15 protein-coding genes are annotated in these 16,000 nt (G+C 59.8%); 4 read left to right on the top strand and 11 right to left on the bottom strand.

What is annotated here, in order from left to right; all coding sequences use genetic code 11:
- Positions 1-74: 74 nt before the first annotated feature.
- The 8 genes from ACFP6B_RS09065 to hrcA all read right to left on the bottom strand — a co-directional run bounded on the left by ACFP6B_RS09065 (position 75) and on the right by hrcA (position 8,674).
- Positions 75-1,484, bottom strand: coding sequence for an LCP family protein (locus ACFP6B_RS09065; protein WP_377129386.1), 1,410 nt, complete (start codon positions 1,482-1,484; stop codon positions 75-77).
- A gap of 154 nt (positions 1,485-1,638) precedes the next feature.
- The gene (locus tag ACFP6B_RS09060) at positions 1,639-2,721 is read right to left on the bottom strand and encodes a GTPase Era (RefSeq protein WP_237185691.1); all 1,083 of its coding nucleotides are present in this window, start codon (positions 2,719-2,721) and stop codon (positions 1,639-1,641) included.
- 39 nt (positions 2,722-2,760) lie between these two features.
- Positions 2,761-4,038 carry a hemolysin family protein gene (locus tag ACFP6B_RS09055; protein ID WP_377129384.1) on the bottom strand — a complete coding sequence of 426 codons (1,278 nt, stop codon included), beginning with the start codon at positions 4,036-4,038 and terminating at the stop codon, positions 2,761-2,763.
- A gap of 3 nt (positions 4,039-4,041) precedes the next feature.
- Positions 4,042-4,548, bottom strand: a complete 507-nt coding sequence (ybeY, locus tag ACFP6B_RS09050; RefSeq protein WP_237205240.1) for an rRNA maturation RNase YbeY — start codon at positions 4,546-4,548, stop codon at positions 4,042-4,044.
- 4 nt (positions 4,549-4,552) lie between these two features.
- Entirely contained in the window at positions 4,553-5,653 is a 1,101-nt protein-coding gene (locus ACFP6B_RS09045) for a PhoH family protein (RefSeq protein ID WP_377129381.1), read from the bottom strand.
- An 82-nt stretch (positions 5,654-5,735) separates the two neighbouring features.
- Positions 5,736-6,494 (bottom strand): 16S rRNA (uracil(1498)-N(3))-methyltransferase, encoded by a 759-nt coding sequence (locus tag ACFP6B_RS09040; RefSeq protein ID WP_377129379.1) that lies wholly within the window; start codon positions 6,492-6,494, stop codon positions 5,736-5,738.
- A gap of 9 nt (positions 6,495-6,503) precedes the next feature.
- A complete protein-coding gene (dnaJ, locus tag ACFP6B_RS09035; protein WP_377129377.1) occupies positions 6,504-7,634 on the bottom strand; it encodes a molecular chaperone DnaJ in 1,131 nt (376 codons plus the stop codon).
- 47 nt (positions 7,635-7,681) lie between these two features.
- Positions 7,682-8,674, bottom strand: a complete 993-nt coding sequence (gene hrcA, locus ACFP6B_RS09030; RefSeq protein ID WP_377129375.1) for a heat-inducible transcriptional repressor HrcA — start codon at positions 8,672-8,674, stop codon at positions 7,682-7,684.
- Between the two features lie 176 nt (positions 8,675-8,850).
- Here hrcA and ACFP6B_RS09025 point away from each other — a divergent pair, with 176 nt between their 5' ends.
- The gene (locus tag ACFP6B_RS09025; protein WP_377129491.1) at positions 8,851-9,708 is read left to right on the top strand and encodes a DUF3097 family protein; all 858 of its coding nucleotides are present in this window, start codon (positions 8,851-8,853) and stop codon (positions 9,706-9,708) included.
- Positions 9,709-9,866: 158 nt separating this feature from the next.
- Entirely contained in the window at positions 9,867-10,283 is a 417-nt protein-coding gene (locus ACFP6B_RS09020; protein WP_237198969.1) for a DUF4870 domain-containing protein, read from the top strand.
- Positions 10,284-10,371: 88 nt separating this feature from the next.
- On the opposite strand, the gene hemW is transcribed toward ACFP6B_RS09020, so the two are convergent.
- Complete coding sequence (gene hemW, locus ACFP6B_RS09015; RefSeq protein WP_377129372.1) at positions 10,372-11,622, bottom strand: radical SAM family heme chaperone HemW; 1,251 nt, start codon at positions 11,620-11,622, stop codon at positions 10,372-10,374.
- Positions 11,622-13,478: a translation elongation factor 4 gene (gene lepA / locus ACFP6B_RS09010; protein WP_377129370.1), complete on the bottom strand. Its 1,857-nt coding sequence runs from the start codon at positions 13,476-13,478 to the stop codon at positions 11,622-11,624. Before lepA ends, hemW begins: the two co-directional genes overlap by 1 nt.
- Positions 13,479-13,621: 143 nt before the next feature.
- Here lepA and ACFP6B_RS09005 point away from each other — a divergent pair, with 143 nt between their 5' ends.
- Both ACFP6B_RS09005 and rpsT read left to right on the top strand, forming a co-directional pair.
- Positions 13,622-14,260 (top strand): type II toxin-antitoxin system PemK/MazF family toxin, encoded by a 639-nt coding sequence (locus ACFP6B_RS09005; protein ID WP_237185702.1) that lies wholly within the window; start codon positions 13,622-13,624, stop codon positions 14,258-14,260.
- A gap of 326 nt (positions 14,261-14,586) precedes the next feature.
- Positions 14,587-14,850, top strand: coding sequence for a 30S ribosomal protein S20 (rpsT, locus tag ACFP6B_RS09000; RefSeq protein WP_185172890.1), 264 nt, complete (start codon positions 14,587-14,589; stop codon positions 14,848-14,850).
- Positions 14,851-14,951: 101 nt separating this feature from the next.
- Here rpsT and holA read toward each other — a convergent pair whose 3' ends face one another.
- Positions 14,952-15,959, bottom strand: a complete 1,008-nt coding sequence (gene holA, locus ACFP6B_RS08995; protein WP_237206612.1) for a DNA polymerase III subunit delta — start codon at positions 15,957-15,959, stop codon at positions 14,952-14,954.
- Positions 15,960-16,000: the final 41 nt, after the last annotated feature.

Below are 16,000 nucleotides of genomic sequence, written 5' to 3'. Positions count from 1 at the left end.
CGGTATCATGCAGAGACGGGCGGCGGCAGAACCTGCCGCCGCCCGTCCACTATATGGAACTACAGGGTGGGTGCTTAGTAGCTGAAGGACTGCTGGCAGGTTACCTGGTCAGCGGTCTGGCCGGTAGCCCCGGCCGCAATCTCCGAGGTGGGCGCGGCAACGGTATCGTTCTCAGCCAAGTCAGACCCCAGAATAACGGCAATACCCACATACTGGTCCGAGGGAGTCAGCGAGGTAATACCGAAGAGGTCAGCAATAGCCTGAGCCTCGGCATCGTAGCCGTAGGGGTAGTAAATGGCCGACTCGGTGTAGACCGCATCGGTGGTATCTACCGTGACCGAGGTAAAGCCAGCCTGCTCAATCTTGGGGGCTAGCTCTTGGGCCCGGTCTTCTACACCGGTAGCGTCGGTGACGCTCACGCCCAGGGAGTAGGCCAGTTCAACGGCAGGTGCGGACGATTCACTCGCGCTGGCAGTAGCAGCGGGGGCAGGCTCGACCAGGGATTCATCCTTCTGAAGTTTGGTGAAGAAATCCTCTGCATCGGCAGAGAGCTGGAGCTTGTTCTCGTCGTAGATGTAGGGCTCGTTGGGGACGGTTGCAAAGACGACCTTGCTCAGGTCGATGTTGGCAAAGATAGAGCCGATGCTCACCAGGTTACCCAGGTTAGTCAGTTCCTTATCGACGGTGACGTTCTGGGTAATAGCCTCAGCGATGTTGAGTAGCATAGCCGGGTTGGTGAGAGTTCCCTCAGCCTGGACCTTCCGCAGTAGGGAGGCGAGGAAGCTCTGCTGGGCCTGGATACGGGCGGTATCGCTGCCGTCGCCAAAGCCGTGACGAGAACGTAGGAAGGCCAGAGCCTGTTCACCCTCAACGCTGGAGGTTCCGGCGGGGAGCTTGAGCCCGCTGTAGGTGTCGTCAATCGGCTCAGTTACACAGACCTCAACGCCACCCACAACGCTCGATAGGGCTTTGACGGCGTTAAAGTCCACCAGCATAAAGTGGTCGATAGCTACGCCAGTGAGGTTGCTGATTGTGGCCACGGTGCAGCCGGGGCCACCGCGTTCGAGAGACTCGTTAATCTGGGTTTCTTCGGTGGCGGGGTAGACCTCACCGGTTTCGGCGTCCGTGCACTTGGGAATATCGACCATCAGGTCGCGGGGGAAGGATATGACGTTGACGTTTGAACGGTCTTCGCTCACCTGAACCAGCATCATCACATCGGAGCGGGCTCCGGCTGCGGCGTCCTCAGCAGTACCGTAGGCCCCGTTGTTCCCGGCACGGGTATCGGAGCCAATCACAAGAATATCGAGAGGGCCGCTGGCAAGATTCGATGATAGCTCACCAATGTTCATCTCGGCGGTCTGCACGTTGCTGCGCAAACGCACCAGGGCAAAACCGCTAAAAGCAACCACCATAGCGAGAAGGGCAACGCACGAGAGCGCTATCCACTTGACCCGCTGAGACTTAAGAGGCTGGTTGCTCATATGACGCCCCAGGGGCGTAACAACTCGCTGCGGGGGCTGACCCTGTGGCGCCATAAAAGGTATCTCCGATTCGTCTACGGTACGGGGGTGACCGATTCTTCAGCCCAGCTTAGGGGGTAAAACTGGGAGGAAACTCCTGATAAGAGGGGAAAACTTAGAAGCCCAGCTTGCCCAGAGCGCGGGGGTCGCGCTGCCAGTCCTTGGCAACCTTCACATGAATGGAGAGGAAGACCTTGGTGCCGAGCAGGGCCTCGATGTTCTTACGGGCGGTTTGACCGATTTCTTTCAGGCGAGCTCCCCGCTTACCGATAATAATTCCTTTTTGGGAGTCTCGCTCTACAAATAGGTTTACGTGAATGTCGAGCAGGGGGTTATCCTCGCTGCGGCCCTCGCGCAGTTCCATCTCTTCAACGGTGACGGCTACTGAGTGGGGCAGTTCGTCCTGCACGCCTTCCAGAGCCGCTTCTCGCACCAGCTCAGCTACCAGGGTGGCCTCAGGCTCGTCGGTCAGCTCGCCGGTGGGGTACAGCGGGGGTGAGTCAGGCAGGTAGGACGAAAGGAGCTTCGCGACCTCTTCTACCTGGTAGTCCTTAACCGCAGAAACCGGGATGATATCTGCCCAGCCGCCACGGCCGTCATTAACCGGAGCAGGCGTGGCCTGACCCTTCTCACGGGTAGCGGCCGGGCCGCTACCCTTACGGAAGGGAAGCTCCTCCCCCTTCTTCTTGCGTTCCTGACGTTCGCGGCGCTGCTGGCGGGCAGCCCGCTCAGCGCTCATGACCTCATCGCCCAGCGCCGAAACGGCAAGGAGCTGCTCTGTCAGTTGCTCGTGACCCACCTTATCGGCCTTGGTGACGATAGCGACGATGGGCTTGTTGCCCGAGGCAGCCAGCTGCTGCGCAATGTAGCGGTCACCGGGGCCGATTTTTTCGTCGGCAGGAATGCAGAAACCAATGACGTCGACCTCAGAGAGAGTCTGCGCCACCATGTCGTTCAGACGCTCACCCAGCAGGGTACGGGGGCGGTGCAGACCGGGAGTATCAACCAGCACCAGCTGGAAGTCCTCACGGTGCACAATACCGCGGATGGTGTGGCGGGTAGTCTGCGGGCGGTTGGAGGTAATAGCGACCTTCTGCCCGACCAGCGCATTGGTGAGGGTTGACTTACCGGCGTTGGGGCGGCCTACCAGAACGGCAAAGCCCGCAGTGTAGTCGTCGGGGAAGGAAGCAAACTCCATGCAGATACTCCAATGATGGGATTAAGTAATGTCTTGGCTTTACTTTACAGGGTGTTGCGGCGCAGGGTCTGCCCAAACAGAGAGCGTGCCAATCTTATTGCGGCGCCCACGAGAACCAATAGCCTTAATGTGAATACCCTCAACAACAACTTCGCTGCCGATAATCGGTACCCGACCCAGGTGTTTAGCTAGCAGACCGCCGACCGTATCGACGTCCTCATCATCAAGTTCTAGGCCGAAGAGCTCGCCCAGTTCCCAAATACTCAGGCGGGAGCTGATCTTGAAGGTGCCGTCGTCTTGCAGGGTGATTTCGGGCTTCTCGTTGTCGTACTCGTCAGAGATGTCGCCGACCAGTTCTTCAATGAGATCTTCTAGGGTTACAAGACCGGCGGTTCCGCCATACTCATCAACAACCACAGCGACGTGGGTAGATTCACGCTGCATTTCCTTGAGCAGGTCCATCACGCGCTTGGATTCTGGCTCATAGCGGACCGGGCGCATCAGAGAGGTAATCCCCAAGCTCTTAAGGTCTGCCCCCGCCTCGCGTGAGGCGGCCAGGGCGTCCTTGAGGTAGAGCATGCCACGCACATCGTCAAAGGACTCCCCCAGCACCGGCACGCGGGAATAGCCCGACCGCAGGAAGAGGGAGATAGCGTCGTCCAGGCTTTCGGTGACGTCAACCGTCACCATATCGGCACGCGGCACCATAATTGAGCGGATGCGGGTCTCATCGAGTTCAAAAATGGACTGCACCATCTCTGCCTCGTCGTCTTCGATAGCCTCAGAAGAACTGGCGCGGTCAACGAACTCAAGAATCTCATCTTCAGTGAAGATGCCGGTAACCTGCTCGGAGTCCTTGGGGCTGACCTTGCGGGACAGGGCGGTGAGAGCGGACGAGAAGGGGCGGGTCAGCACGCCCAGCCCGTAAACCACCCCGGCCATCGCCGAGAAGACCTGAGTATGCTTGGTGCGGCCCACCAGGCGGGGGGCAACCCCGAAGAAGGCAAAGACCACAACGGTCATGACAAGTAGGGTGACCAGGACGCTCACCCAGGTGCGGCTGAACAGGTCGTGGACGAGCAGGAAGAAACAGACGACTGAAGACACCTCAGCCAGAACCCGCCAGATACGCAGGGACCGGAAGTAGGGCTCGGGGTCAGCGAGAATAGCCCGAATGCTCTTGTTCTCGGGCTCCTCCCCCAGACGCTGGGCCTCAGAGCGGGGCAGGTAGGTGTAGGACGACTCAACGGCGGTGAGCAGGTAGCCCACCAAGACTAAGAGCAGGACGGCACAGGCCAGCAAAGCATAAGAAAACACCGGTTAGTGCCTCGTCTCTACAGGTGCAGGGCGCCCCAGAAACTCTTCAAGAATGGTGCGCTGAATACCGAACATTTCAGCCTCTTCTTCCGCCGTGGCGTGGTCAAAGCCCAGGCAGTGCAGGATGCCGTGGGTGGTGAGCAGGCAGAGCTCATCGAGGGTACTGTGGCCTGCGTCCACCCCCTGACGGGCAGCAACGGGCGGGCACAAGACAATATCACCGAGGACGCCGGTGGCAGGCTGATCGTCGGTGCCGGGGGTGAGCTCGTCCATGGGGAAGCTCATCACGTCGGTGGAGCCGGGCAAATCCATCCAATCGATGTGGATGCGCTCCATTTCACTTTCGCCCACAATAGCGATAGACAGCTCGGTCTCAGGTGAGACCTTCATATGGGCAAAGGCGTGGGCTACCAGCTTCTCCAACACACCGGTATCGACAGCCTCAAAAGACTCACGCACAAAGTCGCTCGCCTCTGCGCCGGGCTCTTCAATATCAAACTCAATATTCACGGGGCTAGGCCTTCTCTTCGGGGGTTACATCGATACCTGACTGCTGCAGCAGCTTTTCGGCCGCAGCCTCAATGGTCTGGCGCTTGACCTTGCGATTACGGCGGCGCTCCATCGAGGTCTTGGCATCGTCCCACTTATCGTAGGCACTCACAATATCCGAGACCAGGGAGTGGCGCACCACGTCCTCGGCCTGCAGAACCGCGAAATGGATATCGTCAATACCTTCAAGAATCTGACGAATCTGCTTCAGACCTGAGGCCTGACCACCGGGCAGGTCCACCTGGGTGACGTCGCCGGTAATCGCCATCTTGGAGCCAAAGCCCAAGCGGGTCAGGAACATCTTCATCTGCTCCACCGTAGTGTTCTGCGCTTCATCCAAAATAATGAAAGCGTCGTTCAGGGTACGACCGCGCATATAGGCCAGGGGCGCCACCTCGATGGTCCCGGCCTCCATCAGGCGGGGAATGGTCTCGGGATCCATCATGTCGTGCAGCGCATCGTAGAGCGGGCGTAGATAGGGGTCAATCTTCTCGTTCAGCGACCCAGGCAGGAAGCCCAGGCGCTCGCCAGCTTCGACAGCTGGGCGGGTCAGAATGATGCGGTTGACTTCCTTTGACTGGAGGGCCTGTACCGCCTTGGCCATGGCCAGGTAGGTCTTACCGGTACCTGCCGGGCCGATGCCAAAGACCACGGTGTTGGCATCGATGGCATCGACATAGGACTTCTGGTTAATGGTCTTCGGGCGAATATTCTTGCCCCGGGAGCTCAGAATATTCTGGCTGATCGCGGTTGCTGGGTGTGAGAGGCTGGCGGTCATCATGCCCATGATGCGCTTGACCACCTCGCCGGTGACCTGGGTGTCGTTCTCTACCAAAATGGTGAGTTCAGCCAGCAGACGGACGGTGGTGGCTACGGTTTCTGAGGGGCCGGTAACGATGACGTCTAGCCCCTTGGGGCGGATAGTGAGACCGGGGAAAGCCTGCTCAATCAGGGTGATATTTCCGTCGTGGGGGCCAAGTACCGCGACCATCTCTTCGGTTGACCGGAAGGAGAAGGTGCGGGCAACAGAGAGGGGGCGGCTGCTAGCCGTAGATGAGGTAGTCATAGATGCCCGTGCGGGCTGTCAGAGCTCCTTGAAATACAAAGCGTACGCGGTAGTTCTTACTTTACCTGTAGCAGAACGGGGTTTACCAGCGTCCTAACGCAACGTTGAGGGCAGAAATAGCGGCTGCACCGGCGGTAGAACTGCGGAGGATTTCTGGGCCAAGCAGCACCGTGTGGGCCCCGGCTTCTGCGAGCAGGTCGAGTTCTCGGGGGCTGATACCACCTTCGGGGCCAACGATGAAGTAGACCTCTTTTACCCGATCGGTCAGGTGCCGCTCAAGAGCTTGGGTGAGACGGTAGTCTGCCTGTTCGTGGAGAACCAGGAAGAGGCCGTCCTCCCCCAGCTCGTGGGCAAGGTCGGCTAAATCTGCGGTTGAGTGCTGCTCGTAGACCGGGGGCAGCAGGGCCCGGCGGGACTGCTTAGCTGCTGCCCGCACCGTATTCTGCCACTTAGCCCGTGCTTTGACGGCCCGCTCCATCTTCCAGCGCACAATCGACCGGTCGGCGCTCCAAGGCACAATACCGTGGGCACCCAGCTCGGTGGCCATCTCAATGGCCTGGATATCCCTATCCCCCTTAGCTAGGGCCTGCACAAGGTATATCTCTACCCCCACCGTATCTTCGGTGAGTTCGAGGACTTCAAGCACGGGTCCGTCCTGACCCAGCTCAGTAACCCGGGTGATAGCGCGGTTACCCTCACCGTCTACTACGTCGAGCCCTTCCCCAAGCTCCGGACGTTTGACGAGGGCATGGTGCCCCTCGTCGCCGGTCAGGTGCAGGGTGGCACCTGGCGTCAGGGCAGCTAGCTCGTCAGGTTCGATGTAGTAGACAGCGTTGCTCATGGGGTAGTCCTATTTGAGGTGGTCTTTGAGGCGGGAGAAGAAGCCGCCCTGCTTATGGGTGACGGTTTCGCTGACCTGCAGGTCCTCGCCGCGAAGCTCGGAGAACTGCTTGAGCAGGTTCTTCTGTTCCTCGGTGAGGGCGGTGGGGGTGCGCACCTCAATCTGTACACGGATGTCGCCGCGGCCGCCGCCGCGCAGGTGGGTGACGCCCAGGTCCTTGAGGGTGACCACGTCACCTGACTGGGTTCCGGTGGGAATCTGTACCTGCTGGGGGCCGTCGAAGGTATCGAGGGTAATGGTGGTGCCCAGGGCCGCTGCGGTCATGGGCACACCTACGGTGGCTACCAGGTCATCGCCGTCCCGGCTGAAGGTGGGGTCGGGGTTGACGCGCAGCTCAACGTAGAGGTCGCCGTTGGGGCCGCCTGCGGTACCGGCTTCACCCTGGCCTGCCAGGCGGATGCGGGCGCCGTTGGTGACGCCGGCGGGAATTTTGATGGTGAGGGGCTTGCGTTCCCGCACGCGACCTTCGCCGTAGCATTCGGCGCAGGGGTGCTTGATAACGGTGCCGAACCCGCGGCAGGTGGGGCATTCAACGGGCTGCACGACGGTGCCCAGAATCGACTGGACCTGGCGCTGCATGTAGCCCTGGCCGTGGCAGGTATCGCAGGTTTCGGGGTGGGTGCCCTCAGCGGTTCCTTCACCCTTGCAGAGGTCACAGGTGACGGCGGTATCAACGGTGATGGGCTTGTTGGTGCCAAAGACGGCATCTTTGAGGTCGATCTTGACGTTGATGAGGGCATCCTGGCCCTGGCGGACGCGGCTCTGGGGGCCGCGCGGGGTAGAGTTGAAGAAGGTGTCGAAGATGTCTTGGAAGCCGCCAAAGCCCCCGCCGAAGCCGCCTGCTCCTGCACCGAAGCCACCGGCGGTGCCGTTTTCGTTGCCGGTCTGGTCGTAGATGCGACGCTTTTCGGGGTCAGAGAGCACATCGTGGGCGAGGGAGACGCGCTTGAACTCCTCGGCAGCTTCTTCTGAAGGGTTGATGTCGGGGTGCAACTGGCGGGCCTTCTTGCGGTAGGCCTTCTTGATTTCTTCGGGGCTGGCATCGCGTGAGACGCCGAGGGTTTCGTAGTGACTGCTCACTGGTTCTCTCTTTCGATGGGCTGGTTTAAAGGGGGGTAGGCGCAGGGCTAGGCCTGGCTCAAAATCTTGGATAGGTACCGGGCTACGGCGTTGACCTTGGAGACGGTGCTGGTGTAGTCCATGCGGGTGGGCCCAACGACTCCCACGTGGGCAGCTCCCCCGGGCCCGTAGCTACTGGCTACGACCGAGGTTTCGGCCAGGGATTCGCTGCGGTTCTCAGAGCCGATACTCACGGCAAATCCGCGTTCATCGTGGTCTAGGTCGGTGAGTAACTTGAGCAGCACAACCTGCTCTTCTAGGGCATCGAGCACCGGGGCGATGCTGCCTCTAAAATCTACGGTCGAGGCGGCAAGGTAGGAGGTGCCCGCAATCAGCACCTGAGAAGAGGCACCCTGGGCTGCGAGTAGGTGCAGGGCCTCGGTGAGGGGGCTGAGCAGGTTATTGCCGGGGGCGGACGCCGGTGCTGCGGCTATGCTGTCGAGCGTACGGTTGGCGTAGAGGTCAAGGAGCTGCTGGCGGGCCACTGCAAGCTCTTCGGGGCTGTGGGCAAGGGTGAGGGTGCGCTGGTTAACCTGGCCGGAGTCGGTAATAAGAATCAGCAGCACCGTGGTGCTGGAGAGGGAGACCAGCTCGATATGGCGCACGCTGGTAGCCGGGCCGGTGGGGTACTGCACCATAGCTACCTGGTGGGTGAGCGATGAGAGCAGACGCACGCTGGTCTTCATCATCTCATCAACGCTTTCGGCGCTATCGAGCAGGGTGTGAATTGCCCGTTTTTCAGCGTCAGAGAGGGGCTGTAGGGACGATATCTGGTCAACGAAAAGTCGGTAGCCCCGGTCGGTGGGCACTCGCCCGGCACTGGCATGAGGAGCCTGGATCAGGCCCTGCTCTTCGAGGGCCGCCATGTCGTTGCGCACGGTGGCGCTTGAGACCCCCAGCTGGTGCCGCTCGAGCAGGGTTTTAGACCCTACGGGCTCACGGGTGTGCACGTATTCTTCGACGATGGCTTGCAGAACTTGCAAGCGTCTCGGGTGGTTCACGGCACCTCCTGGGCTCATAGGTCTTCGCCTGGTGGGCGAAGAGGTCTGCGGGGCTAGATTAGCACTTGATGACCTTGAGTGCTAAGTTACCCGTTAACTCTAATACCACTGAACTAGAATCAGAACTCGGTACGCTGATGGCTAATGCACTGGATGAGAGAGTGAGAGACACACCGATGGACTACCGCGATACCTGGGGTCAGGCTGACCTCACCTCCCACCGTCCTACCCTGCCCAAGGTACCTCTTGTCCCCGGCATGGTGCTAGAGGACGCCGCCACCGGCTTTGTGGGGGCGGCAGTGACCCTGCGGGCTACGGCGTCCGGCCCCCAGGTGGGCCTCGAAGACCGGCGGGGCCGTATCAAGTTCTTCCCCCTGGGCCCGGGGTTTTTGCTTGAGGGCCGCAGCATTGATCTGACCAAGCCTCAGCAGAAGCCTAAGACCGCTACACGGCAGGTTTCTCAGTCGGGGTCGGTTGCGGTGGAGAACGCTCCGGCACGGACGGCCAGGGCCAGCCGTATCTGGGTGGAGGGCGTGCACGATGCTGAGCTTATTGAGAAGGTCTGGGGCCACGACCTACGGGTTGAGGGTATCGTGGTGGAACCCCTGCACGGGGTTGACGATCTCGCCGCAGCGGTTACAGGTTTTGGCCCGGCCTCCCACCGCAAACTCGGAATTCTGGTAGACCACCTGGTGGCAGGGAGTAAGGAAGAGCGCATCGCGCAAGAGGCTATGGCTGTGGCAGGTGCCCGCGATAACGTGCTGATTGTGGGCCACCCCTTTGTGGATATTTGGCAGGCCGTCAAGCCCCAGGTATTGGGCTTACAGGCCTGGCCCGAGGTTCCCCGCGGGGAAGACTGGAAGACAGGCATACTGCGGCGTTTCGGGCGGGCGGCGGATACCCCCGAGGACGTCCGCGCCGGCTGGGATTCCATTCTCAAGAGGGTCAATTCCTACACCGACCTTGAACCAAGTCTCTTAGGGCCGGTAGAACACCTCATTGACTTCGTCACCCTTGACGGGCCCGCAGGCTAGAGCGGGTACAGGCGGTGTGACAAATATCGTCCTGCTCCCCCATAAATTCGTAGGCTTCACATATACCGCCCTCCCCCGGCTTTGACTAAAATTGTGACTGGTGGGCTTAAAAGCCTGCGCATCACTCATTCGCCCTTCAACCTCAAAGAGAAGAATTCTTGAAGACCGCATCAGCACCTTCCTCGACCACCTACAAGGGGTCACCTGCAACCGCTGCACACCTGTCTGTTAGCGCAGACCGTAATATCGCAACCGCTGCACACTTTGGGGGCGTGCTAGGTTGTATTCCCGCGGCCGTCATCTACTACCTCTACCGAGGCCGCGGCCCCTTCACCGAGCAGGAATCCCGTGAAGCTCTCGACTTCACCCTGCTGCCCACCCTGGTTCTGGCCGTCTCTATTATGCTCAGCAACATTCCGGCTATCGGCTGGCTCTTTGGCCTGATTGCTGCCCTGGCCTGGACCTACCTGGCTATCTCAGCTCTGATCGCCGGTGTAAAGGTAACCCGCGGCAACCCCTACCAGTACAAGGGTAATACCCGTCTTTTCAGCAAGCTCACTCGTCGCGGTAAGTAGGCACCCGGGCTGCTAGAACATGAAGGGGGCGGTCTGACTCAGCTGAGTCAGACCGCCCCCTTTCGTTTCCCCTGGTGGGGAAAAGCAGTTAGCTGTCAATATCGGGGAGGAGCTCCCTGGTCACCGCGTCGCCCAGTAGGCGCCCCTGGAGGGTGAGCTGCACGCGTCCGCCCGCTCTTGCCTCGGGGTCAACCAAGCCCTGCCCCTCAAGCCAGTTCAGGGACGCCTCGATTCGGGCAGCATCGCCACCCTCCAGCAGGCGGGAAATGTCTAGGCCGTCAATGACCCTGACCTGTAGCATGATGTCCTCAAACCTACGGGTCTGCTCCCCCAAAACCTCGCGGGCAGCAGCCGGGCTTTGACCAGTCCGGACTCGGTTGGCATAGGGTACCGGGTGTTTGAGGTTCCACCAGCGGGTGCCGTTTACATGCGAGTGGGCGCCGGGGCCAATTCCCCACCAGTCCTGGTTGCGCCAGTAGGCATAGTTATGGCGGGAACGATACTCCGGTGACTTGGCGTAGTTCGACACTTCATACCAGTGGTAGCCGGCCTCATTGAAGATCTGCTCAGCCAGCAGGTACATATCCGCCATCAGGTCCTCATCGGGCATGGTGTAATCGCCCCGCCGAATCTGGGCAGCCAGCTTGGTACCCTCTTCAACAATGAGCGAATAAGCAGAAATATGGTCGGGGGCATACGACACCGCAGCCCGCACCGACTGCTCCCACTGGGCCAGACTCTCCCCCGGCGACCCGTAAATCAGATCAACCGATACCTGCAGCCCAACCTCTTTGGCCCAGGCAACCACCTTGGGAACATTCGCCGGAGTGTGGGTACGATCAAGCACCTCAAGTACCTCAGGTACCACCGACTGCATACCGAAGGACACCCGGGTAAAGCCACCGGCCTTCAGCGTCTCGAGGTCCTCGCGGGTCACCGAGTCGGGGTTGGCCTCGGTCGTTACCTCGGCACCCTCTTCTACACCAAACAGCTCAACCGCTTCGCGCAGAATCCTCACAAGGTCGGCTGCGGGCAGCTTGGTGGGGGTTCCCCCACCAAAAAAGACAGAGTAGAGCGGACGGTCAGCGACACCCGACTCGCGCAAAACCTGCCGGGCAAAGCGCAACTCGGCGATGGCGTCCTCGGCATAGGTACCCAAACCCACCCCGTTGCCAAAATCCTCGGTGGCGTAGGTATTGAAGTCGCAGTAGCCACACCGTACCGAGCAAAAGGGCACGTGTACGTAGAGAGAAAAATCGCGCTCAACGCCGTGGACGGCAGAATCAACGGGGATTCTGCCGTCCAAAGGGGCTGGAGCACCCAGAGGTTGGGCTGGCATTACTTCTTGCCCTTGTCCTTACCTTCTTCACCGGAAGACAGGGCTGCGATGAAGGCTTCCTGGGGAACCTCAACACGGCCCACCATCTTCATACGCTTCTTACCTTCCTTCTGCTTCTCCAGCAGCTTACGCTTACGCGAAATATCGCCACCGTAGCACTTAGACAGAACGTCCTTACGCATAGCGCGGATATTCTCACGGGCAATAATGCGAGAGCCAATAGCAGCCTGAATCGGCACCTCGAACTGCTGACGAGGAATCAGCTCGCGCAGCTTGCCGGTCATCATCACGCCGTAGGAGTAGGCCTTATCGCGGTGGGTAATGGCCGAGAAAGCGTCGACCTTCTCGCCCTGCAGCAGAATATCGACCTTGACCAGATCGGCTTCTTCCTCACCGTCAAACTTCCAGTCCAGGGAGGCATAACCGCGGGTCTTGGACTTGAGCTGGTCGAAGAAGTCAAACACAATTTCGGCCAGGGGTAGGCGGTAGCGCAGTTCCACGCGATCCTGGGAAAGGTAGTCCATGCCGCCCATGGTGCCGCGGCGGGACTGGCACAGCTCCATAATCGCGCCCACAAACTCGTTCGGGGCAATGATGGTGCAGGCCACCATCGGTTCGCGAATGGTAGCGACCTTACCCTCGGGGAACTCGGAAGGGTTGGTCACGCGCTGGGCGGTGCCGTCCTCAGCCACCACATCGTAGATAACGTTGGGGGCAGTAGAAATCAGGTCGAGATTGAACTCGCGTTCCAGGCGCTCACGCACAATTTCAAGGTGAAGCAGACCCAGGAAGCCACAACGGAAACCAAAGCCCAGAGCCGCAGAGGTCTCAGGCTCGAAAATCAGGGCGGCATCGTTGAGCTGCAGCTTATCGAGGGCGTCACGCAGGGCCGGGTAATCAGAGCCGTCAATCGGGAAGAGACCCGAGAAAACCATGGGCTTGGGGTCCTCGTAGCCACCCAGCTCTTCTGCGGCAGGCTTGTGGGCACCGGTGACGGTATCACCCACGCGGGACAGGCGGACGTCCTTCACACCGGTAATCAGATAGCCTACCTCGCCCACGCCCAGGCCGTCGGTCGGCTTGGGCTCGGGAGAAATCACACCGATTTCCAGCAGGTCATGCTCTGCACCGGTAGACATCATCTTAATCTTCTGGCGGGGTTCCAGCTTGCCGTCCACCACACGAACGTAGGTGACCACACCGCGGTAGGAATCGTAGACAGAGTCAAAAATCATGGCGCGAGCGGGGGCATCAGCCTGACCCTCGGGCGCGGGCAGCAGCTCAACGATACGGTCCAGCAGCTCGGGTACGCCCTCACCGGTCTTACCCGAAACCCGCAGCACATCCTCAGGCTCAACGCCAATCAGGTTAGCCAGCTCCTCGGCATACTTATCGGGCTGGGCTGCCGGAAGGTCAATCTTATTGAGCACCGGAATAATGGTCAGGTCATTTTCCATAGCCAGGTAGAGGTTAGCCAGGGTCTGAGCCTCAATACCCTGAGCAGCATCAACCAGCAGCAGGGCGCCCTCACACGCAGCCAGAGAACGGGAGACCTCGTAGGTGAAGTCAACGTGACCGGGGGTGTCAATCATGTTCAGGGCATAGTTGACGCCGTCCACCTCCCAGGGCATACGAACAGCCTGGGACTTAATAGTGATACCGCGCTCACGCTCGATATCCATGCGGTCAAGGTACTGGGCCTTCATCTCGCGCGGAGTAACCACGCCGGTGGCCTGCAGCATGCGGTCAGCCAGGGTGGACTTACCGTGGTCAATATGCGCAATGATGCAGAAGTTACGGATAACGGAAGGGTCAGTGGCCGCCGGTTTGGGCGGGTTGGTCGCCAAGGGTGACACGTGTGTTGGGTCCTTTCACGACTCTCAGAAAGCTCATGGGAGCCTACCGGGTCTCTGACGGTAGAAATCAGTTAACCAGTTTCTCACATTTAGCCGGTGCGTGTCTGCTCGCGCGCCGATGAGCAGCGATTATTGTAGTGACCATGAAGATCAACATGCGAACCATCCAGCAGGCACTGAACATCGGCCAGCGCATCTACCGGGAATGGAACAAATACCAGAACCAGAAGAATAAGCAGCAGGGCACCGGTACCCGCCCCTCTGATGGCAGGAGCCAGGCAGGCACGCGCACCCGGCAGCATCCGGACGCCGGCAACGGCAATTTTGGTACTTTCGGCTCCGGCAGTAACCAGCAGGCCCCTGCCGGTCAGTCCACCGGAAGCTGGGAACAGGGCGGCTACCCCGGCGACTACTTCGGCTCGGTAGCCTTTGACTACTCCCCCGCTCTCGACGGCGACGCCGACCCCGGCGAGGTCGTCTGGGCCTGGGTCCCCTTCGAAGAGGACTACAGCCAGGGCAAGGACCGCCCTGTCCTGGTCATCGGACGTTCCGGTTCCTACCTTCTGGGACTGATGCTCACCAGCAAGGACCATTCCAACTCCCGCACCGCCGACCCCAACTACCTGGACATTGGTACAGGCGTATGGGACAAGGAAGGGCGCGACTCCGAAGTCAAACTCAACCGTGTCATCCAGCTCAACCCGAACGGTATCCGCCGTGAAGGAGCCATCATGGACCGGGCAACCTTCGACTTCATCGCCGAGGCCTACCGCCGTCGCTAAGAAACTTGCTCACAAGGGGTTACACAGGCTCGCGCTCGCTGCCGACCCTCTCGCTGGTTCGCTTCGCTCACAAGCGATTCACGCCAGCCCCGAAGCCAGCAGCTTCGCTGCGAGCCTGCTCCACCCAACCTGGCAGGGTCTAAGAAAAATTGTTGCTTATATCTCTGCCCTAAGCTGGGGCGGAGCTGATAAAGTTAACCCTTGTGTGTCCGATGGTCATCGGGCACTGCTGACTGGTTGCCATAGGCATCCCCACGCCGCTCAGTCGATGACCGGTCAGCGCAGCCCTCACCGACCAATTAGACAAAAACAGAAAGTTTTTAATCGTGGCTAACATCAAGTCCCAGAAGAAGCGCATCCTCACCAACGAGAAGGCTCGTCTGCGCAACAACGCAATCAAGTCAGATCTCAAGACCTCCATCCGTAAGGTCAACGAGGCAGTTGAAGCTCAGAACGTTGAAGCAGCAACTGAAGCTCTTCGTGTTGCGAACCGCAAGCTGGACAAGGCTGTTTCTAAGGGTGTTCTGCACAAGAAGAACGCAGCTAACAAGAAGTCCGGTCTGACCGTTCTCGTCAACAAGCTTTCCTAAGTTCTATATTCCGGCCCCTCTAGCCGGCGTCTAAGAGCGAAGTGACACAAGGCCCCGCTCCCTTTCATGGGAGCGGGGCCTTGTGCTTTCTTGCCCTGTCGCTAGTGGGTACGGGAGGCCTGAGAAATAGCCAGGACGGCTTTTTCTAGGGGGTAGAAAGAGTCAAGATTCTCACCCTTGAGCTGGGCATCAGTATCGGCCAGCAGGGCAAGGACGCGGGCCAGGTCGGCAGGCGCATACCTGCGGGAATCCCGCTGGGCAGCTTCTACCTGCCAGGGAGCCATCTTAAGGTCGCCCGCCAGCTGGTTTGAGTTGCCACGCACCCCGTGCACTTTGGCAATGTTACGCATACGGGCGGCCAGAGCACCCAGGATAGGGATAGGGTCGCTTCCGGTATCGATTGCCTGGCGGAGCAGTTTAATGGCTTCCCTGCTGTTGCCCGCTACCGCAGCATCGCCCACCTTAAAGGCGGTGACCTCGGTACGGCCGCCAAAGTAGCGGTCGATGGTATCTACAGTGATGGTACCCGGCTCATCTGCAATAAGCTGGCGGGCAGCCGAGGCTAGTTCTGAGATATCACTGGTTGCTGCCGCAAGAGCTGCCGCTGCGGGCGGGTCAATAGAGCGCTGGGCCGAGCGGAACTCGTAAATGACGAAGTCCAGCCGGTCGCGTTCATTCTTAAGGGCCTTACACTCGACCACCGGGTAGGACTTATTGGCCTTGATAGTATCAATGAGCTTTTTGCCCCTGTTACCGCCTGCGTGGTGCAGTATCACCAGGGTGGAGTCGTGGGGCGCAGCGGCATAGGCAAGGGCGTCCTGCAGGAAGGCGTCGCTCATGGAGGCGACCTGGGTGACCTCAATGATTTTGGGTTCATCAAAAAGGGAGGGGCTGGCAAGGACGTCTAGCTGCCCGGCCCGGTAATCTTTGGCCGAAAGGCTGGTGAGTTCGTAGCTGCCGTGGGCCTCTTCAAAGAGCTGGCGGAGCCGCTGGGTAGCCCGGGAGGCAAAGTATTCTTCGGGGCCGTAGAGCAAAACGAGCGGAGCAAGCGGAACCGATCGCCAGCCGTTATCTGGACCAGCTGAGCGGGTGCGGGGTGTGCGTGCCATGTATCCTCCTTGGGTGCCTTTCTATCTTGTCAGATAAAGCG

Source organism: Rothia nasimurium (assembly GCF_042660305.1).
GTDB classification, from domain to species: domain Bacteria; phylum Actinomycetota; class Actinomycetes; order Actinomycetales; family Micrococcaceae; genus Rothia; species Rothia nasimurium.
Note: the sequence above shows the minus strand (reverse complement) of the source record. Positions and strands in the feature narration are given on the sequence as shown.

Excerpts from the sequence above, each read along its gene's own strand:
- ACFP6B_RS09005 (WP_237185702.1), top strand. The coding sequence starts at position 13,622 with ATGAAGATCAACATGCGAACCATCCAGCAGGCACTGAACATCGGCCAG.
- ACFP6B_RS09060 (WP_237185691.1), bottom strand. The coding sequence starts at position 2,721 with ATGGAGTTTGCTTCCTTCCCCGACGACTACACTGCGGGCTTTGCCGTT.
- ACFP6B_RS09040 (WP_377129379.1), bottom strand. The coding sequence starts at position 6,494 with ATGAGCAACGCTGTCTACTACATCGAACCTGACGAGCTAGCTGCCCTG.
- ACFP6B_RS09065 (WP_377129386.1), bottom strand. The coding sequence starts at position 1,484 with ATGAGCAACCAGCCTCTTAAGTCTCAGCGGGTCAAGTGGATAGCGCTC.
- holA (WP_237206612.1), bottom strand. The coding sequence starts at position 15,959 with ATGGCACGCACACCCCGCACCCGCTCAGCTGGTCCAGATAACGGCTGG.
- hemW (WP_377129372.1), bottom strand. The coding sequence starts at position 11,622 with ATGCCAGCCCAACCTCTGGGTGCTCCAGCCCCTTTGGACGGCAGAATC.
- ACFP6B_RS09045 (WP_377129381.1), bottom strand. The coding sequence starts at position 5,653 with ATGACTACCTCATCTACGGCTAGCAGCCGCCCCCTCTCTGTTGCCCGC.
- ACFP6B_RS09025 (WP_377129491.1), top strand. The coding sequence starts at position 8,851 with ATGGACTACCGCGATACCTGGGGTCAGGCTGACCTCACCTCCCACCGT.